The organism is Xanthomonas hydrangeae (genome assembly GCF_032697525.1).
GTDB lineage: Bacteria > Pseudomonadota > Gammaproteobacteria > Xanthomonadales > Xanthomonadaceae > Xanthomonas > Xanthomonas hydrangeae.
Genome location: NZ_CP103836.1, coordinates 1,691,448 through 1,710,211, shown reverse-complemented (window position 1 = coordinate 1,710,211; position 18,764 = coordinate 1,691,448). Strand labels below are relative to the sequence as shown.

The following is an 18,764-nucleotide window of genomic DNA, read 5'->3' as shown; positions in this document are numbered from 1 at the left end:
CCACGGTCATGCTCGCGGCGCTGCTGTTGGCGACGGTGAGCCAATGCGCCTTTGCGCAGGAAAGCCTGATCAATCCAAATACCTATCGCGGCATCGCCGCCGACCGACGCGCGTATCGGGTGGGCGATGTGTTGACGGTGAACGTACTTGAGGCCGCCAGGGCGCGCTCCGGGGCGGCCACTGACGCCGGTTCGGATGTCCGCCTGAGTGGCACCGCTGGCAACAACGCCTATCGCGGCAGCTTCGATGCCGGTCTGTCCGGTGCCACCAAGGGCAGTGCGGAGACCTCGCGGGTGGGTGAGTTGCGCACGCAATTGTCGGTACAGGTCAAAGATGTTTTGAGCGATGGATCGCTGGTGGTGGAAGGCGAGCAATCGCTATTGATCAACAAGGAAGATCAGCGCATCACGCTGAGCGGCATCGTGCGTCCGGACGATATTCTGGCCGATAACACCGTGTGGTCGCATCGGCTCGCCAATGCGCGTGTGGAGTTCAATGGCAAAGGTGTCGTTGCCGAGTCGCAACGTCAGAGCGTGGCTTACCGGCTGCTCAAGTGGTTGAGGGTGCTATGAACCTGCGTTTGCTGGTGCTCTTGCTCGCACTGTCGGCCGCATCTGCGCATGCGGCCCCGGTCTCCGATGTCAGGATCAAGGACATCGCGCGCATCGCGGGTGTGCGCGAGAATCCGTTGACCGGCTACGGACTGGTATTTGGCCTTTCAGGAACCGGCGACTCGGCGCGCAACCGCGCGACCGTGCAATCGGTTGGCAATACGCTGCGCAACTTCGGTGTGAGCGTCGAACTGGGCGACCTATCCAGTCGCAACGTCGCGGCAGTGCTAGTGACGGCGAAACTTCCGGCGTTCGCCGAACCTGGTCAGCCGCTCGATGTGCAGGTCGCCTCGGCAGGCGATGCACGCAGTCTTACAGGCGGCACCTTGATGCTGGCGCCGTTGAGTGGGCCCGATGGCAAGGTCTACGCCATCGCACAGGGGGCGATTTCTGTCGGGGGTTATCAGTTCGAGGCAATCACCGCATCGGTACAGAAAAATCACCCAACGGTGGGCTGGATTCCCTCCGGCGCCACCGTCGAGCGCGCAGCCGCGCTGGATGTCGCCGGCGAGCCGGGCACCTTGAGCATCCTGTTGGACGAGGCGGACTTCACTACCGCCAATCGCATCGCACAGGCAGTGAGTGCCAGCCTGCCAGGCGTCACCGCAGAAGCCGAACACGCCGGCAAGGTCGTCGTTCACTATCGGGACAATCCCAGCCGTGTGGCACGCATTTCGCAGATCGAAAACGTACGGGTAACCCGTGAGCGACCGGCACGCGTAATCATCAACGAGCGGACCGGCACGGTAGTGGCGGGAAGCAATATCCGCCTGGGTCAGGTGAGCATTTCCCACGGCGACTTGCGTGTGGAGATTTCCACCCGCTACAGCGTGTCGCAGCCGGATGGGCTGCTGGTGCGTCCAGGCGCAGGGGTGCGCAGCGTATTGGTACCGGAAAGCACTATCACCACCGAGGAGCCGATCGCTCCGCTGGTGTCGGTTGCAGAAGGCGCCACCGTGGCCGATCTGATTTCCGCGTTACGTACCGCCAAGCTGACCACGCGCGATGTCATTGCGGTCTTGCAGTCCGTCAAATCCGCAGGCGCCTTGGATGGCGACCTGATCATCCAGTAGGTTACCCATGTCACAAGATCTCACCGTCGACGCTGTGCGCATGGCTTTGAGCCTCAACAAGCTCAAGGCTGAAGTCACCAGCTGGAATATCGCCAATGCGTCGAGTCCCGATGCGCCGGTGTTCGTCATCGACCAGAGTCGCACCGATCGCGTGTTGAATGCTGCGGCCGGCGCCAGCCCTGACGATGTCGCCGCATTGCTGCGTAATCCGGATTCGCCCACCTTGGCAATCGTGGATCAACGCTACGACCGCGAACGCGCCAGTTTGGACGACTTGGTCGCCGAGTCGGTGTCAGCGGGACTCAACTATCAGGCACTGACCGAATCGCTGAGCCGGCATTTCGGCTTGATGCGTCTGGCGGTTACTGGACGGAGCGGCGCATGAGCATCGATGCAATTCTGGATGCAAGCCGTGCAGGCATGCAAAACGAGCGGCTACGCATGGACTTGGCCGGGCGGCATATTGCGGTCGCCAATCAGCCGATCGATCCCCGTCAGTTGGCTGCACCGGCCACCGGTTCGTTCGCTGAGACGGTGGGCCTGGGCGATGGCATGGACGCGGTGCGCAGCCTTGGAACGCGCACCGTCCTCGACCCGAAAAACCCGATGGCCGATGCGCAGGGGCAGGTGCATTACCCGGCAGTGGATATGGTGAGCGAGATGACCAGTCTGATGACGGCAAGCCGTGGCTACGAGGCAAATGTGCGCTCGTTCAATGTGCTGCGCAGCATGGTGTTGCGCGCTTTCGAAATTGGGGCCAAGTGATGACGATTGAAGCAATCGGGACGATTGCTCCTGCGCAGGTGGAGATACTCGGTGCACCGGTTACTGCCACTGAAGGCGTGAACTTTGGCGATGTGATTGCACGTGGCGTCTCCAGCGCAGATAGCGCCATCCAGACTGCGGATCAGCAGATGCGTGCGATGGCCGCAGGCCACGAAATTGCGCCGCACGATCTGATGATCTCGCTGGAAGAAGCACGTATGCACCTCACGTTGCTGGCCGAGGTGCGTAACAAGCTGGTCGAGGGATATCAGGAACTCTCGCGGATGCAACTGTAAGGACATTGACGTGCTTTCCTCTTTCAAAACGACTTATTCGGCATTGGCGCCCGTGCGCAAACTTGGCCTGTTCATTGCTGTGGGCGTGTTACTGCTGCTGACGGCTGCCGCGATTTGGTGGGTATTGACCCCGCGAGAGGCACTGCTTTTCGGTGAGTTGAAGCAAGCCGATGCTGCCGAGGTCTCGGCTGCCCTGGACGAGTGGAAAATTCCCCACAGCTATACCGCAGATGGCAGCGGTATCCTGGTGGAACAGGCGCAGGTGCATCCATTGCGGATGCGTCTGGTGTCTGCCGGTGTTCCGAAGGGTGGGCATGTCGGATTCGAGCTGTTCGATACCAATGAATTCGGCGTCACCGAGTTCGCCCAGCGCATCAACTATCAGCGTGCGCTGCAGGGCGAAATCGAACGCACCATCGCCACGATTCCCGGCGTCGAAACGGTACGCGTGCACTTGTCGATTCGCCGCCCCGGTGTGTTTCTGGCCGAAGACAGTCAGTCTAAGGCATCGGTGGCGGTCTCGCTCGTGCCCGGTGCCACGCTGACCGCAAAGCAGGTCAGTGGGATTCGTGATCTGGTGGCCTCGGCCGTGGATGGTCTGGCGCCTGATGCCGTGGTGGTAGTCGGGCCGACCGGCTTGCAGCTTGCCGGAGGCGCAAACGACGCCGCTGGCGGAGCGCAGGGCGACCTGGCACGGCAGCTGGGAGCCGATTACGAGCGTGATATCCGCAAGATTCTGGAAGCGCAACCGTCCACGGCCGGGGCATCGATCTCGGTCAATGTCGCACTGAACTTCGACAAGGTGCGCACCACCAGTGAGCGCACCTTGGTGGCGCCTGGTCAGGATCACGGGACAGTGGTGCGTCGTAGCTCCAGTTCCGATCGTGCGCCCGAAGGCGGTAGCGGCGCGGTATTGAACGAGCAGGTCGAGTACGCACACGGCACCGAGAAGCAGGAAATCACCCGTGCGACCGGACGCGTGGAACGTGTCAGCGTTGCGATTGCATTGCATCAGCCGTTGACCGATATCGAACAGCAGCATCTGCAGCGTTTGGTGATGGCAGCAATCGGTGGAGATGCTGCGCGGGGCGATGTCGTCGAGATTGGAGTGGGGTCAACCGCGCTGCCTAGTCAACCTTTAGGTCAGCCAGCATTGGCAGCACGCAATGCTGATCGGCCGGTCGTTGGAGGTCGCAGCGTGATACCCGCGTGGCACGCAGGCCCGATGATCTGGCTTTGGGCCGCCGTCGTGATCAGCCTGATCGTCGGGCTACTGATCGGCAAGGCAATGAAGCGATCGCGCAGCAAATGCCTGAGCCAAGAGCAGAGCGAACAGGCAGCGCAACAGATTCGGACATGGCTGCTGGGGTCTGCACATGAGCGCGTCTGAGGCCATGCGCAGGTCTGCGCTGCTGGCGAGCGTGATGCAATCCGGCGAGCGTCGGCGGTTGTTGGCGTCCTTGCCAGCACCTATAGCCGCGCAACTGCGTGCGCAGATCGCGATCGTCTGCCGTCACGGATGGGACGACCCAGCGCTGGTCGAGCAGGCGCTGCAGATTCCGCGCCTGCCCATCGGAAGCGCAGATGCGGAGCTAGGTCTTGAAGAGATCGTGCAGCTTTCTCATACGCTTTGTGCAGCCACTTTGAGCCGTGTGGTCATGGCAACGACGTCGGCGGACGCATCGTTCATCTTTGCCGCGCTCGAGCCTGCGATGGCCAAGGCAGTTCGCGCCGAGCTTGCATCGTCCAGGTCATTCCCGCCAGCACTGGCTGCTGCCGTGCGCAATGCAGCGCATGCCCAAGCCAACGCTGCGCACCCCGCCCTGCGAGTCCTGCCATGAAGCGCCTCGCCGCGTCATCCGACTGCCGCCCCTGGTATGCGCCTGCACAGCGCGCTGCTGACGATGCGATGTCTGGCATCTCGCAAGAGCAATCCGCAATGGAAGATGCGCGTGCGAAGGGGTATCAGGAGGGACTCGCACGCGCGCATGAGGAAGCCGCAACGTTGGCGCAGCGCGAGCTGGCGAAAGTGACCGCCTCTCTGCAAGCAGAGGCCCACGCTGCGCATGAGGCGACCGAGAGGGTACGCATGCAGATGCAACACTTGATCGGCGGGCTGGCGCAGGCCATCGATGAGCAAGCGCAACGCAGTCATGAGGTCGCCGTGGAAGTGGCTTTTTACGCCGTGACCCAGGTGATTGGCGCGGCATATGCGAACGGGCCGCTGCTGACTGAGTTGTGCCATCGTGCAGTGCGGGAAGCAGGCCATCAGGCAGTGGCGCTGCATGTATCAGAGCAGGATCTGTCGCTCTGCCCCAACGTTGCGGCCCTGCCGATCCAATGCGATCTGGCGCTACGGCCGGGCCAGTGCATGCTGGAAACGCGCGCCGGCAGAACCGAATTCGGACTCGACGTACGGCTCTCGGCGCTACAAGCCGCGTTGTTGGACGGTCTGTCCACCTACCCATCGGTGGCCCGCTAATGAGCCTGGGCCAGCATCTGACGACAGCCATCCAATCGGCGTGCTATGTGCGTCGCTATGGCCGTGTCTGTGCATTCAATGGTCTGGTAATCGAAGCCGAGGGACCCGACGCGTGCGTTGGGGAGCTGTGTGAAGTGGTGATATCGGCAGACGGACGTCGCGTGGACGCACAGGTGGTGGGACTTCGGGACGGCAAGCTGCTTCTCATGCCGTATGGAGAGATCGCCGGCCTCGCGCCCGGGGCCAGAGTGGAGACCACGACAAGGTCATTGAGTGTGCCAGTGGGCAATGCCTTGCTTGGACGCGTGGTCGATGCTTTCAGTCGTCCTTTGGACACGTTGGGGCCGTGTGTCCTTGAGCAACGCTACCCGTTGCATGCAGCACCGCCCAATCCATTGGAACGGCGTGATATCAACCAGATTCTCGAGACGGGCATCCACGCAGTGGATAGCTTGTTAACCCTGGGCAAAGGACAGCGTGTCGGTATCTTCGCAGGTAGCGGGGTAGGCAAGAGCACCTTGCTGGGCATGTTCGTCCGCCATGTGAAAGCCGACGTGATCGTGCTTGCACTGATCGGTGAGCGTGGTCGCGAAGTCGGCGATTTCGTGCGCCATACGCTTGGGCCGGAGGCGATGAAGCGCTGCGTGGTCATGGCTGCCACTGCCGATCAGCCAGCACTGGTACGCACCCATGCAGTCCATGCCGCACACGCCGTTGCAGAGTTTTTCAGGGACCAGGGCAAATCGGTCCTGTTGGTGGTGGATTCGATGACCCGGTTTGCCATGGCGCATCGCGAGATTGGGCTGGCCAGCGGCGAACCGCCGACCTTTCGTGGTTACACACCGTCGGTTTTTTCATGGTTGCCACGGATTGCCGAACGTTGCGGAAACTTCGAGCAAGGCGCAATTACTGCAATCTACAGCGTGCTGGTAGAAGGCGACGACCTCAACGAGCCCATTACCGATCATATGCGCGCCATTCTGGACGGGCACATCGTGCTGGACCGCACGCTGGCCTCCAAAGGGCATTATCCGGCGATCAATGTATTGGCCAGTGTGAGTCGTTTGCTCACCCAGCTAGCGACGAGTGAGGACGTAGAAATAGCGACGCGTGTGCGTCGGGTACTCGCCATTCTGGAGGATTCGCGTGACTTGGTCGAACTGGGCGCCTATCAGCCTGGTGCCAACCCTGTGCTGGATCAGTCATTGGACGCCTGGCCACAGCTGGAGGCTGTTCTCAAGCAGGCACAGCTCGCTCCGATGACGCGGCGTGACACCTTGAACGCATTAAAGCGTGCGCTGCCGATGGAAGATGCACATGTCTGACGATCACGCGCGTAGGCAACTGCAACGCCTCACCGTGCTGGTGCGCGTGCGCGACCTGCAAACACGCAAGGCATCGCTGGTTCTGCAGAGCGCGTTGCTTGAAAGCCGACAGGCACAAACTCTTCTACGGGAATGCGAACAGCGTGTTCATGCTGTCGCTTGCTGGAAACAGCGAGCGGAAAACGGTCTGCTGCAGCTACAAACCTATCAAGCCGCACTGGACGTCGAAGCTGTCGTGCATGCAGAGCAGACGCATGCACTGCGTGATGCGGACGCTTGCGATGACCGAGTGGACGCGGCACGGACGACGCATTGTGGTGCCCTGGCAGAGGAGCGCTCTGTCGACGAACGCCATCAGCGCCTTTCCGAACAGACCCTGCGTCTGCAGGAACGCGCTGAATCGGACACTTGCGCAGAACTCTGGCTTGCAAGGAAAGCATCCTGTGGCAATTGAATCGGCGCTACCTTCGCCTGCGGCGGTTCCGCCAAAGCCTCAGAGCGAGCCACGCGAAGAACGTCCGTCGAAAGACGCGGCTGCGTTCGAACGCTGGCTGACATCCGAGCGCTCACCAGGTGGCGCGTCTGCCGCGACTCCCGAACAGACGGTACGCGCCGGGACCATGTCGACCGCACACGCGGCACACGGGACCGATCAGACCTTGGCGCTTGATTCCTTCGTGTTCGAGTGGGCCGCAACGGCGACGTATCTGATGTCGTACGTGGATCATCGCGGTCGTGGTCATGACGTAGTGGCACCGAATGCCGCTGCGGTCGATGGCAATGCATTGATGTCAGCAAGTTCCGGATCTGGCTTCAGTGCAATGCGCCCGCAAGATGCTGCGCATCGCCCGTCCTTTGCGTCAGGACTACAAACGGTTGGCGCAGGCTCGCCGTTTGCGTTGATAGCGCACACCGAAAACGATGCCACACACTCGTCACGCACGTCCTCAACGATCAACCTCGGTGCGTTGGCAGAGTGGATGACACGTGCTATGAAGCAGATTTCAGATGCCCAGGGGCGTGCCACCTGGTGGGTGCGCGACTACCAACTCTCCGCTGCCCAGATACCGGTCTTGCTCGATGCGTTGTTGCGCTCCGGGCAAGCCAGACCTGACCGGATCATGCTCAATGGCGCGCTTGTGTGGCAGCGCTCCTCCAATACTCAAGGGGTCAACAATGGCGATTGATTCGATCGGTTCGATCGTGAACAACGGTAGTGCAAGTGCGCAGTCGAACAACACAATCGACCAGGATGGCTTCATCAAGTTATTCCTGTCGCAATTGCAGTTTCAAGATCCATTGGAGCCGGTGGATAACCGTGAGTTCCTGGCGCAGCTTGCGCAATTCAGCAATCTGGAGCAATCGCGTCAGCTTAGCCTCAACTCTGAAGGGATGTTGAGTATGAATGCCACCAGCCAGAGCCTGAGTCTGTTGAGTCGTCGCATTGAGGTCACCCAGGCAAGTGGCAACACCGCCACAGGGGTGGTTAAGGCAATCGAGTTCAGTGCCTCCGGCCCGCTGTTGACGGTAGAGACCAGTGCCGGTGTCCTGACGGGCATCCGCCTTCCGCAGATCACGCTGGTCCAGCAATAAGGGGTTACCGCATGTTTCAAGCACTCTACAACTCGCTTTCCGGCCTTTTCAGCTTTTCTAAGAGCCTGGATACGGTGAGTAACAACGTTGCCAACATGAACACTCCTGGCTTCCGTGGCAGCGACTCGTTCTTCGAGAATCTGGCTGGAGAACATGGCACGCGGATCGTCGGCGCCGGCTTGCGCACCACGGCAGGCGATCTGCGACAGACCGGCAATGCAACTGATGTTGCAGTCGATGGTACGGGCTATTTCGTTCTGCGCGATTCCAGTGGAGGGCTGCATTACACCCGCGCGGGCCAATTTATTATCGATGATCGCGGTGTCCTGGTGGACAGTGTCAGCCGCTATGACGTGATGTCGATCAGCAGCACTGGGCAACTGTCGCAGTTGAATCTGGATGGCTTGCGGACCCTGGATGCCAAGCCCACGACGAGTGTGCGGTTGAGTGGCAATCTGTCGCCTACGTCTACTGGCAGTTCCGTCAGCGACATCAACGTCTATGACGCGACAGGTGCTGTCCACACCCTCAGAGTCGCCACCAGTGCGCCGGTGGCATCGGTTGGATCGGGCCGCACATACCGCGTCACTGTGACCGATGGATCCGGTGCGCAGGTCGGCAGCGGCGATCTGCGTTTCAGCACCAGCGGCATGTTGGAAATAGGCTCGGGCAGTATCGAGGTCACACTCTCGGCGGGCTCCAGCAGCCAGAAGGTCGCGCTTGGTTTCGGCACGCCAGGCACGTTTACCGGGACGACCAGCTTGTCCGGTCTGACCGATAGCCTGACCGCTACGGTGGAAGACGGTAGCCCTGTGCTGGGTATCAACGCGCTGGCGTTTGACAACAAGGGCATCCTGCAGATCACCTACAGCTCGACGGAAAAACGCCAAGGTGCGCAACTTGCGTTAGCTGCGTTCCAGAGCGAGAGCACCTTGCAGCTATCCGGCGGACGCATGCTATCGGACGTGGATAGCCAACGCAGTGAGCTGGGGCGTGCCGGCTCTAGCGTTTTTGGAAGTATCCAGGGCGGCAGCCTGGAGATGTCCAACATCGATCTCACTCAGGAATTTGCTGACATGTTGATCATCCAGCGCGGCTATCAAGCCAGCTCGCGTGTGATGACGGTCAGCAACGAAATGATCGAGCAGCTCTACAACAGCACACGAGGCGGATGATCGATGAAACGTCTCGGGTGGATACGCCCTGCCAGCGCGCAGGCACTGTGCGACCTGTTGCAGGTGCGCTTCGGTGAGTGGCTTACCGAGTGGTCGGTCGCTCATGGACAGGTTGATGAAGGTGTTCGGGTAACGGTTACGGCAGCCGCCGAAGATGTTGCGGATGTCCTGCAGTGGCAGATCGTAACGACCAGCATCGGTGGCTTGTTCGGCATGCGTCTGCGCAAGGGCACGCCCTCGACACTTGGTGCAATGTTAATGGATCTCTCCGGCGCTGCCGATGGGCAGCTGTGCGGAAACGTTGGTGAGCAGGCGCTGCAAGCGTTGGCGGGCACCCTGGCGGGTATGCCCCTTCTCAAAACACCCTCGCGCACCCACCCCGTCGATCCACTTCGATTTTCGTTACGGCACGGCGCCCTGCATGCCACTGCGCGATGGGACGAGTTCGAGGTCGAGTTGATAGCCGACTCGGTGTGGTGCGCTGCGGAAGACGATAGCGTCGTTCCAGCGGAGCTGCCTGTGTTGACCGCGCGCAGTGGGGCGTTGCGCAGTCAATCCGTTGCGTTACATGCCCAATTGATCTTGGGTGAAGTGGAACTTGGCGAGGTCTCTACATTACGCGTGGGAGAGGTGCTTGTCGTCGACAGCGACGCAGCTGCTCCGCTTCAACTGATGAATGGGACACATGTCCTGGCTGCTGCGCGCCTGGTCGTCGCAGGCGGCCAGCGTGCGCTTGAATTGCATTGACCAACAGATTAGATCGAGGAAACGACCGATGAAGATGGAAACAACCACTGTGACGCGCGATCTTTCGATCTTCGGTCACGTCAAAGCCAAGTTGGTGGCGCATGTCGGGCAAGTAGAGATGAGCGTTGACGAGATCATGGCGCTCAAGCAGAGCGACATCGTCTCGCTGGAAGAGTCGTGCGAAGCGCTGGTCACCCTCATGCTCAATGGCAAGGCGGTCGCCAGAGGAGAGCTGATGGCTGTCGGCGACAAGTTGGGTGTGCGGATTCAAGAACTACTCTGAGCACCGACATGCCGTCCGCCATTCCCTATCGTAGCGATACGGTGTTGAGCGCAGCGACGCTCAGCCCCGCGCTCATCTGGACCACCCTGTTGCTGGCGTTATTCGTCACTGTCTTGCTATGGCTCAAGAAGAAGGGGGTGATCGCACGTTGGCAAGGCGGTGCGCAGTTGTCTGTTGCGGCTGACGCCATCGTAAAACGCGCCGAGTACCGGGTAAGTAGCTCCACAGTCGTGCACCTGTTGGAGATCGAGGGCGAGAAGCTGGTGATCGCCGAATCCAAGGGGCAGATCAGTATTCAACGCCTGGGTCCGACAACAGGAGCCGCCACGTGACGCGCCAGCACGCTGGTTGCCGCTTGTGGGCTGGACTGGCTGGAGTGGGCTTGGTCTGTGCGGCCACCACTGTCTGTGCAGACCCGCTGAGCGACGCATTGAATGCTGCGGGCAAACAAGAGTTTTCGTCGACCCTGCGCGTCTTCGTGCTGATGACGATGCTCTCGTTCATCCCGGTTATCTTGATCGGAATGACATGCTTCACCCGCATCATCGTTGTCCTTGCGTTGCTTCGGCACGCGCTAGGTATTCCACAGACGCCACCTAATAGCGTGCTGATTACGTTGGCGATGCTGCTGACGCTGTTTTCGATGGGGCCGGTGCTAGACCAGGTCCAGCGTGATGCGCTTTCACCTTATCTGGCAGACCAGATCACTGCGACAGAAGCGGTATCTCGCGCAACGCCGGCGTTGCGCGACTTCATGGTGCGGCAAACGCGTGAATCCGATTTGCTGGCAGTCAGCGAGATGGCGCGTGTTGCCCCGCCGAAGACAGTGGAAGACATTCGCTTCACGCATCTTGCTGCCGCCTTCATATTGAGCGAGCTCAAGACCGCATTTCAGATGGGATTTGTCATTTTCCTCCCGTTTCTGATGATCGACCTGGTGGTCTCGGCGGTGCTGATGGCGCTGGGCATTATCATGCTGCCTCCGGCAACCGTCAGTTTGCCGCTCAAGTTGCTGTTGTTTATCTTGATCGATGGGTGGGTGCTGGTCTCCAGGACGCTGCTGGGCAGCATCTGGTCCTGACTCAAGATGGACAGGGATGCCCTTGTTGCCGAGCTTTGGAGAAGGTTCAAGGCTGATCATGATCTGCAGGCGAGAGACTTCCTGGTCACAGAGTATTCGCCGTGGGCCAGGATGGTCGCTGCCGACGTCTACCGTCGCATCGGTCGTCGCGACCTCGACTGGCTGGATCATCTGCAGAATGCGCATGTCGGCATGCTTGAGGCGATGACTCGCTATGACCCGACACGTCCGATCCCTTTCACGCTTTATGCTAAACGCCGCGTGCGGGGCGCGGTGTTCAATGGCGTGCGTCAGCACAAGCGCTCCATTCGGCTAGAAGATCGGGTTGAAGTTCTTGCCGATGATATCGGCCGCCTTGATGGCTTCATCGGTGCCATCCTAGAGATCGCCACCCAGCATCTGGTCGAGCATGCGACCGATGCATGGCCGGGACGTAGTCTGGCGGAAGAGCAGTCGCGGCAGATTCTGGCGCAAGCAATGCTACAGCTGGCTCCGCGCACGCGGGAGATCTTCATGTCTTATTACTACATGCACAAGCCCTTCGTTCAGATCGCAGGTGAGCTGGGCGTGACCAAGGGCAGGATCTCGCAGTTGCACTCCCAAGGTCTTGAGATTTTGCGCACGCACTTTGGCAAGGGGAGTTTTCAAAAAGGTGACTTTTTGTAGCGTCCGCCTCCTGTGTGAGCGGGAGGGGCATGTGTCATGTATCTGGGGAGACCTAATCAATATTGGCTGATGTCGCCATCGTCAGCTCATCAGTCTTCAAACAGCAGTTCATTCCCATATGAGCGCCGAAGACCGACCGCACGTTGCGACTAGACGCTGGGCTTACATCCGCGCTGCCAAGCTACCTGCCTGAAAATAGTGTGGAGCTGCATCATGGCGAAGAAAAAGACGTTGGCGCGGTTTCTGGCCGAGACGCTGCAGAGCGCGGGTGTGGAGCGGATATGGGGTGTGACCGGCGACAGCCTCAACGGTTTGACCGATGCCTTGCGTGAGATGCAGACGATCGAATGGATGCATGTGCGCCACGAAGAAGTCGCCGCATTCGCCGCTGGCGCCGAGGCTGCAGTGACCGGCCAGCTGGCCGTGTGTGCGGGCAGCTGCGGGCCGGGCAATCTGCACTTGATCAACGGGCTGTTTGATTGCCATCGCAGCCGTCAGCCGGTGCTGGCGATCGCCGCACATATTCCATCGTCCGAGATCGGGCTGAGTTATTTTCAGGAGACCCACCCGCAGGAGTTGTTCCGCGAGTGCAGTCACTTCGTGGAGTTGGTGACCAACCCGGCGCAGCTGCCGGAAGTGCTGCATCGGGCGATGCGCACCGCCATCCTGCAGCAGGGTGTGGCGGTGGTGGTGATCCCCGGCGATATCGCGTTGCTGGAAATGGACAAGCACGTGTCCAGTGCCTGGCCGCAATTGCGCCAGCCGCGCGTGCTGCCAGCCGCCGAAGACGTGGCGCAGTTGGCCGAGCTGTTGCAGCAAAGCGAGGCGATCACGCTGTTGTGCGGCAGCGGCTGCGCGGGTGCACACGATGCGGTGGTGGCATTGGCCGACACCCTGGGCGCGCCGATCGTGCACGCGTTGCGCGGGAAAGAATATGTGGAGTGGGAGAACCCGTTCGATGTCGGCATGACCGGTTTGATTGGTTTTAGTTCCGGCTACCACGCGATGCTCAACTGCGACACCTTGATCATGCTAGGCACGGATTTTCCGTATCGGCAGTTCTACCCGAAGGACGCGACCATCGTGCAGGTGGATCGCGACCCGAGCGCATTGGGACGGCGCACGCCCTTGCAACTGGGGATCGCGGCGGATGTGGGCGAAACCATTGCCGCCTTGTTGCCGCACCTGCAGCGACGCGAGAAACGCGACTTCCTGGAGAAATCGCTTGCGCACTACCGCAAGGCACGCGAGGGGCTGGACGATCTGGCGGTGCCGGCAGACCCGGGCGAGCCGCTGCATCCGCAATTCGTGGCGCGGATGATCAGCCAGATTGCCGACCAGGATGCAGTGTTTACCTGCGATGTCGGCACGCCGACAGTGTGGGCCGCGCGCTATCTGCGCATGAACGGACAACGCCGCTTGCTCGGCTCGTTCAATCACGGTTCGATGGCCAATGCGATGCCACAGGCGCTTGGCGCACAGGCGGCGTTTCCGGGCCGTCAGGTGATTTCGCTGTCTGGCGATGGCGGCTTTGCGATGTTGATGGGCGATTTCATCTCGCTGGCGCAGCGGCGTCTGCCGGTGAAGATCGTGGTGTTCAACAATGCCTCGCTGGGATTTGTGGCGATGGAGATGAAGGCTGCGGGTTATCTGGATACCGGCACCGAGTTGCGCAATCCGGACTTCGCTGCGATGAGCAATGCGATGGGCATTTTGGGCATCCGTGTGGATGAGTCGTCGCAGCTGGAACGTGCATTGCGGCAGGCCTTTGCGCATTCCGGCCCGGCGTTGGTGGATGTACGCATCGCCACGCAGGAACTGGCAGTGCCGCCGGCGATCAAGTTGGAACAGGCCAAGGGGATGGGTCTGTACCTGCTCAAGGCGGTGATGAGTGGGCGCGGCGATGAAGTGATCGATCTGGTCAAGACCAATATGCGTTAACGCCATCGCCGCGTTCACCACTGCACGTCTTCATCGGACCCTTTCGCATGCCTCGCTCATTGTTGCGCCAATTGCTGTTGATCTGGGTGGTGGTTCTGGCCGCCTGCGTGGGCGTGGCCACGATGTTGTATGGCCTGTACCGACAAACAGAAGGCGTGCGACTGGATGAGGCGCGCCAGCAATTGAGCGCGCAATGCACGCGCATCGTGCAGCGCTACGCCGGCGCAAGCGAGGCCGCGCGCAGTGGCGACAACGGCGCCGGGCTGGCAGCGGTGGTGGTGCAGTTGGTGCTGGCCGACGCGCCCGGCGTGGAAGGCGGGGTGTGGAATCTCGACAAGGGATTTATTGCCTATGCCTATCCCACCTACGACGGTAGCGATCACAAGACCGATATCCCCGCCGCCGAGTGGACCACGATCGTCAGTACTGCACGGCAAAGTGCGGTGGGTAACAAGGCGGTGGAATTTCGTCGCGATGGCAGCCGCGAAGTGGTGTTGATCAGCGCCTGCCCGCTGGCCTCGGGCACAGCCGCATGGACCATGTCGCGAGTGCCGGCGAGCACCTCCGATGCCTGGCGGCCGTTGGTGATTGGCATGCTGCTGATCTTCGCCATGGTGGCGGTGTCGGCGATCGCGTTGGGCGTGGTGGTGCGGCGCTGGAGCCAGCGCCTGCAGCGGATCCAGCAGGCGCTCGCCGCCGATACCGAGCTCCCGCAGATACCGGTCACCGGCGCACCCGAGCTGGATCGGTTGGGCGCTGCGGTGAGCGACTACGCACAGCGTAATGCGCAAGCTCTGGCGCAGACACGGCGGTTGGCCGACGAGCTATCCCGGCACGAACGTCTGGCCGCGCTTGGCCGCCTGACGGCGACGGTGGCGCATGAGATTCGCAACCCGATCGCCACCATGCGTCTGGCGGTGGAAAACGACATCGCCAGGCGGCAGAGCACGCCGGACGATGCCGCGCATGGCGAGCTGATGCTGGGCCAGATCCGCCGCCTGGATGGGGTGGTCGAAAGTCTGCTCGGCATGGTGCAGCCGATCCGCCTGCAGTTGGAAACGGTGGTGGTGCAGGACTGGTTGGCGACCTTGCTGGATCCGGCCTTGCTACCGCCAGGCACGCCTGCGCCACAGCTGCGCGTGCCTGCTACACCGTTGCAATGGGCGCTCGACCCGCAGCAGCTCGGGCGCGCCGTGCACAATCTGCTGCGCAACGCGTTGCAGCACGCCGACGCAGGCAGCACGGTGACGTTGGAGGCCAGCGCCAGCGATGATTTGTTGCAGCTACAGGTCTGCAATCGTGGCGCGGCTATCGCCGAGTCCATTGCAGCGCAGTTGTTCGAGCCGTTCGTCAGCGGTCGCAGCGATGGCAATGGCCTCGGCCTTGCCCTGGTGCGCGAGATCGCGCGCGCGCATGGCGGGCAGGTGCGTTACGTACATGCCGATGGCATGACCCATTTCATTGTGGAGCTGCCATGGCGCGCATCCTGATCATCGATGACGACGCGGCGTTTCTTGCCACCTTGCAGGCAACGCTGCGCTCGCTCGGCCATACGGTAATCGCGGTCGATAACGGCGCCGATGGATTGGTGCGCTTGAACGAGGGCGGTGTCGCGTTGGCGTTCGTGGACTTCCGCATGCCCGGCATGGACGGCATTGCGGTGTTGCGCGCGCGGGCGGACGATGCCCGTGCGCGTCGGGTGCCGTTGGTGATGCTCACCGCGTACGCGTCCAGCGGCAACACCATCGAAGCGATGACGCTGGGTGCGTTCGATCACCTGGTCAAACCGGTGGGGCGTGCCGATATCGTCGAGGTGGTTGAGCGTGCATTGGCAAGTCGTGCTGACACCGACGCCGATACCGCGGCGACCGGGCTGCCTGAAGACGACGACGCCCTGGTCGGCCACAGCCCGGCGATGCGTAACGTGCACAAACGCATCGGGCTGGCGGCAGCCTCCGATTTGCCGGTGTTGATCACCGGCGAGACCGGCACCGGCAAGGAGCTGGCTGCGCGTGCCTTGCATCGTGCCAGCGCACGCGCGAATGCGGCGTTCGTGGCGGTCAATTGCGCCGCGATTCCGTTGGAGCTGATGGAGAGCGAGTTGTTCGGCCATCGCAAGGGCGCGTTTTCCGGGGCGACCGGCGACCGTATCGGCCTGATTGGCGAGGCCGATGGCGGCACCTTGTTCCTGGACGAGATCGGCGACATGCCGCTGCCGATGCAGGCCAAGTTGTTGCGCTTTCTGCAGGAAGGTGAAGTCACGCCCCTGGGTGGCCGCGGCGCGCAGAAGGTGGATGTGCGCGTGCTGGCGGCCACGCATCGCGATCTGGCCGCGTGGGTGGCGGCTGGGCAGTTTCGCAGCGACCTGCGTTATCGCCTGAATGTGGTGCCGATCGAGCTGCCGCCGCTGCGCGAACGCGGGCAGGACATCGTGCTGCTTGCGCAGTATTTTCTGCGCACCGGCGAAGGTGCAGCGCGTGCGTTATCGCCGGACGCGCAAGCGCGGCTGCTGGCCTATCCGTGGCCCGGCAACGTGCGCGAGCTACGGAATGTCATGCAACGCAGTCAGCTACTGGTGCGCGGCCACAGCATCACCGCCGAGGATCTGGACGAGGCGCTTGGTCACAGTGCCGAGCAACCCATGACGACGGCGCCGGTGGAAGGCACCTTGCCCGAGGCAGTAGCGCATCTGGAAAAGCAGATGATCCAGGACGCATTGGCGCACAGTGGCGGTAACCGCGCCGAAGCCGCGCGCCGGCTCGGCATTCATCGCCAGCTGCTGTATCGCAAGCTCGATGAGTACGGCTTGCAGTAGTCGCAGCGATAAAAACCGAATGCGATGTTTGCAGGCCGGCGTAGTCGGTGCTTTGGCTGCGATGCAGTACGCGCACAGCAACACGCGCACATGTAGGTGATTGCATGCCGCCGTTGCCACACGTAGTGCTTGGCCACTGGCGCCACAGCAGACCTTGCGCCGGGAGAGTGCCTGCTTTCGCACAGTCATGCATAACGAGGCTGCAAAGTGTCTGCAAAGCGGACAGTGGTGTATGAAACGCAGACGTTCATCCGCACTACTGCATGTGCAAAACCCTTGAAAAACAACGCATTCGACGTTGGCACGATTGCTGCTTTGTCTTCAGGGCAAGCGGCGCTCCTGCCGCCCTGGAGACATCACATGATTCGTCAGACCGCACTCGCTTTCGCACTGGCCTGCAGCGTGGCGACTGCCGCCGCGCAGGTTCCTGCAGCGCCGGCCGCACCGGTTGCCCCGCGTCCACCGGTTGGCACGCCACCACCGGCGCCGCCGATGCCGCCCGCACCGCCTGCACCGGTAGCCGCTACCCCGGTGAGGGTGACCGGCACCGTCGAGCGCTTCATGCTCAATCCCAATGGCGAGGTCGATGGCCTGTGGTTGCGCGATGGCACCCAGGTGGCGTTTGCGCCGCATCTGTCCGGCGAACTGCAGGCAGCCGTGCGCCGTGGCGATGCGGTCACCGTGCAGGGTTATCGTCTGGGCAGCCTGCCGGTGCTACGTGCCAGCAGCATCCGTTCCACGCGTGGTGGGCGCGAGGTGGTCGATCGCCCGCCGACGACCGCCGCCATGCCGCCCGCGCCTCCGGCACCCGCCGCATTGACGCCGTTGCAGGCTGAGGGACGCATCGAGCGGTTGGTCTACGGCCCCGGTGGCGAGACCAATGGTGCGTTGCTGAGCGATGGCACGCTGGTGCGGATGCCGCCGCATCTGGCGCTGCAGTTCGGCGATGTGTTGCGCACCGGTGCGCCGCTGAGCGTAAGCGGATTCGGTGTTGCCACGGCCACCGGCCGCGCCATCGAAGCCACGCAGTTGGGTCGCGATCGTGCCTCGCAGCGCGCCTTGTTCAGTCCTCCGCGCCCGGATGGTCCGGTGCCGCCCGCACCACCGGCGCCGCCTGTGCCGCCGGCCGCACCGCCACCGCCGGCTCCGGCGCCGCGTTGATCCATCGCGCCGTCGCACACGCGACGGCGCTCACACCGTTCATCTCTATGCGCTTTTCCTGCCACGTGTCATGCGTGGCGAGGGGCGCGGCTTGCCGGCGTTGGCCGGTCCTATTTTCGTTGGAGTTCTTTCATGCATTGGGTCGATCCTGATTTCCTTCCCGAAACCCGCGGCACGCTGGCGCGCTTTCTGCTCAATCCCAAGGCCGATATCGATGGCCTGCTGCTGACCGACGGCACCGAAGTGCACACACCGCCGCATCTGTCTGCCGCCTTGCTCAAGGCGCTCAAGCCCGGCAGCACGTTGAGCGTGCGTGGCCTCAAGCCGCGCGATGTGGACATGCTGGTGGCACTGGCGATCGATCCGGAAGGCGGCAAGCGCATTCTCGATGAAGGCCCGCATGGGCCGCACGTCAAACCCAAGCCCAAACCGCCTGCCGGCAAGCCACCCAAGCCGCAACGTACCCAGCACAGCGGCACCATTGCGCGGTTGCTGCACGGCCCGCACGGGCAAGTGCATGGCGTGTTGCTGGATGACGGGGTCACGGTGCGGTTTCCACCGCATGCTGGCGCCGACTTTTCCAAGCAGCTGATCGTCGGCAAGGCGCTGGTTGCAGAAGGCGAGACCCAGGCGACGCCGCACGGCGTGCTGATCCACGCGCATGCGTTGGGCGCCAAGGCCGCGTCGCTGAAGCAGATCGAGCATCCGCATGGCCCGGGTGCACATAAGCCCAAGCCCAAGCACTAGGTG

The 18,764-nt window shown here is 61.9% G+C and carries 23 protein-coding genes; all 23 read left to right on the top strand.

All coding sequences use genetic code 11. From position 1 onward, the window contains the following. Nucleotides 1-8: 8 nt before the first annotated feature. The 23 genes from NYR97_RS07050 (at nt 9) to NYR97_RS06940 (ending at nt 18,761) form a co-directional block, all read left to right on the top strand. Entirely contained in the window at nt 9-572 is a 564-nt protein-coding gene (locus NYR97_RS07050) for a flagellar basal body L-ring protein FlgH (protein WP_316697252.1), read from the top strand. Continuing rightward, nucleotides 569-1,684 carry a flagellar basal body P-ring protein FlgI gene (locus NYR97_RS07045; RefSeq protein ID WP_316697251.1) on the top strand — a complete coding sequence of 372 codons (1,116 nt, stop codon included), beginning with the start codon at nt 569-571 and terminating at the stop codon, nt 1,682-1,684. The genes NYR97_RS07050 and NYR97_RS07045 overlap by 4 nt, the downstream gene beginning before the upstream one ends. A 7-nt stretch (nt 1,685-1,691) precedes the next feature. Next, nucleotides 1,692-2,069, top strand: coding sequence for a hypothetical protein (locus tag NYR97_RS07040; protein ID WP_039814212.1), 378 nt, complete (start codon nt 1,692-1,694; stop codon nt 2,067-2,069). Next, complete coding sequence (locus NYR97_RS07035) at nt 2,066-2,449, top strand: flagellar basal body rod protein FlgC (RefSeq protein WP_316697249.1); 384 nt, start codon at nt 2,066-2,068, stop codon at nt 2,447-2,449. The genes NYR97_RS07040 and NYR97_RS07035 overlap by 4 nt, the downstream gene beginning before the upstream one ends. After that, nucleotides 2,449-2,745, top strand: coding sequence for a flagellar hook-basal body complex protein FliE (gene fliE, locus NYR97_RS07030; protein ID WP_316697248.1), 297 nt, complete (start codon nt 2,449-2,451; stop codon nt 2,743-2,745). The genes NYR97_RS07035 and fliE overlap by 1 nt, the downstream gene beginning before the upstream one ends. A gap of 43 nt (nt 2,746-2,788) precedes the next feature. After that, on the top strand, nt 2,789-4,135 hold the full coding sequence (gene fliF, locus NYR97_RS07025) for a flagellar basal-body MS-ring/collar protein FliF (protein WP_425613045.1): 1,347 nt from the start codon (nt 2,789-2,791) through the stop codon (nt 4,133-4,135). Then, a complete protein-coding gene (locus tag NYR97_RS07020) occupies nt 4,122-4,586 on the top strand; it encodes a hypothetical protein (RefSeq protein ID WP_316697247.1) in 465 nt (154 codons plus the stop codon). The genes fliF and NYR97_RS07020 overlap by 14 nt, the downstream gene beginning before the upstream one ends. 164 nt (nt 4,587-4,750) lie before the next feature. Then, nucleotides 4,751-5,227 carry a FliH/SctL family protein gene (locus NYR97_RS07015; protein ID WP_316697246.1) on the top strand — a complete coding sequence of 159 codons (477 nt, stop codon included), beginning with the start codon at nt 4,751-4,753 and terminating at the stop codon, nt 5,225-5,227. After that, nucleotides 5,227-6,552 (top strand): FliI/YscN family ATPase, encoded by a 1,326-nt coding sequence (locus NYR97_RS07010; protein WP_316697245.1) that lies wholly within the window; start codon nt 5,227-5,229, stop codon nt 6,550-6,552. The genes NYR97_RS07015 and NYR97_RS07010 overlap by 1 nt, the downstream gene beginning before the upstream one ends. Then, complete coding sequence (locus NYR97_RS07005) at nt 6,545-7,006, top strand: hypothetical protein (protein WP_316697244.1); 462 nt, start codon at nt 6,545-6,547, stop codon at nt 7,004-7,006. The genes NYR97_RS07010 and NYR97_RS07005 overlap by 8 nt, the downstream gene beginning before the upstream one ends. A 166-nt stretch (nt 7,007-7,172) precedes the next feature. Next, complete coding sequence (locus tag NYR97_RS07000) at nt 7,173-7,739, top strand: hypothetical protein (RefSeq protein WP_316697243.1); 567 nt, start codon at nt 7,173-7,175, stop codon at nt 7,737-7,739. Then, nucleotides 7,729-8,145 carry a flagellar hook assembly protein FlgD gene (locus NYR97_RS06995; RefSeq protein ID WP_016903036.1) on the top strand — a complete coding sequence of 139 codons (417 nt, stop codon included), beginning with the start codon at nt 7,729-7,731 and terminating at the stop codon, nt 8,143-8,145. The genes NYR97_RS07000 and NYR97_RS06995 overlap by 11 nt, the downstream gene beginning before the upstream one ends. A gap of 11 nt (nt 8,146-8,156) precedes the next feature. Next, nucleotides 8,157-9,320 carry a flagellar basal-body rod protein FlgF gene (gene flgF / locus NYR97_RS06990; RefSeq protein WP_316697241.1) on the top strand — a complete coding sequence of 388 codons (1,164 nt, stop codon included), beginning with the start codon at nt 8,157-8,159 and terminating at the stop codon, nt 9,318-9,320. 3 nt (nt 9,321-9,323) lie between these two features. Continuing rightward, on the top strand, nt 9,324-10,067 hold the full coding sequence (locus NYR97_RS06985; RefSeq protein ID WP_316697240.1) for a FliM/FliN family flagellar motor C-terminal domain-containing protein: 744 nt from the start codon (nt 9,324-9,326) through the stop codon (nt 10,065-10,067). Nucleotides 10,068-10,095: 28 nt separating this feature from the next. Beyond that, entirely contained in the window at nt 10,096-10,350 is a 255-nt protein-coding gene (locus tag NYR97_RS06980) for a FliM/FliN family flagellar motor switch protein (RefSeq protein WP_316697239.1), read from the top strand. An 8-nt stretch (nt 10,351-10,358) separates the two neighbouring features. Next, entirely contained in the window at nt 10,359-10,682 is a 324-nt protein-coding gene (locus NYR97_RS06975) for a hypothetical protein (protein ID WP_316697238.1), read from the top strand. Next, on the top strand, nt 10,679-11,431 hold the full coding sequence (fliP, locus tag NYR97_RS06970) for a flagellar type III secretion system pore protein FliP (protein ID WP_316697237.1): 753 nt from the start codon (nt 10,679-10,681) through the stop codon (nt 11,429-11,431). The genes NYR97_RS06975 and fliP overlap by 4 nt, the downstream gene beginning before the upstream one ends. Before the next feature lie 6 nt (nt 11,432-11,437). Further along, a complete protein-coding gene (locus tag NYR97_RS06965; protein WP_316697236.1) occupies nt 11,438-12,097 on the top strand; it encodes a sigma-70 family RNA polymerase sigma factor in 660 nt (219 codons plus the stop codon). Between the two features lie 213 nt (nt 12,098-12,310). Further along, complete coding sequence (gene poxB, locus NYR97_RS06960; RefSeq protein WP_316697234.1) at nt 12,311-14,038, top strand: ubiquinone-dependent pyruvate dehydrogenase; 1,728 nt, start codon at nt 12,311-12,313, stop codon at nt 14,036-14,038. A 47-nt stretch (nt 14,039-14,085) separates the two neighbouring features. Continuing rightward, a complete protein-coding gene (locus NYR97_RS06955) occupies nt 14,086-15,528 on the top strand; it encodes a sensor histidine kinase (RefSeq protein WP_316697233.1) in 1,443 nt (480 codons plus the stop codon). Then, nucleotides 15,513-16,853, top strand: a complete 1,341-nt coding sequence (locus NYR97_RS06950; RefSeq protein ID WP_316697232.1) for a sigma-54-dependent transcriptional regulator — start codon at nt 15,513-15,515, stop codon at nt 16,851-16,853. The genes NYR97_RS06955 and NYR97_RS06950 overlap by 16 nt, the downstream gene beginning before the upstream one ends. 360 nt (nt 16,854-17,213) lie before the next feature. Beyond that, nucleotides 17,214-18,014, top strand: coding sequence for a hypothetical protein (locus tag NYR97_RS06945; RefSeq protein ID WP_316697231.1), 801 nt, complete (start codon nt 17,214-17,216; stop codon nt 18,012-18,014). Nucleotides 18,015-18,146: 132 nt separating this feature from the next. Continuing rightward, nucleotides 18,147-18,761 carry a hypothetical protein gene (locus NYR97_RS06940; RefSeq protein WP_316697230.1) on the top strand — a complete coding sequence of 205 codons (615 nt, stop codon included), beginning with the start codon at nt 18,147-18,149 and terminating at the stop codon, nt 18,759-18,761. Nucleotides 18,762-18,764 lie beyond the last annotated feature (3 nt).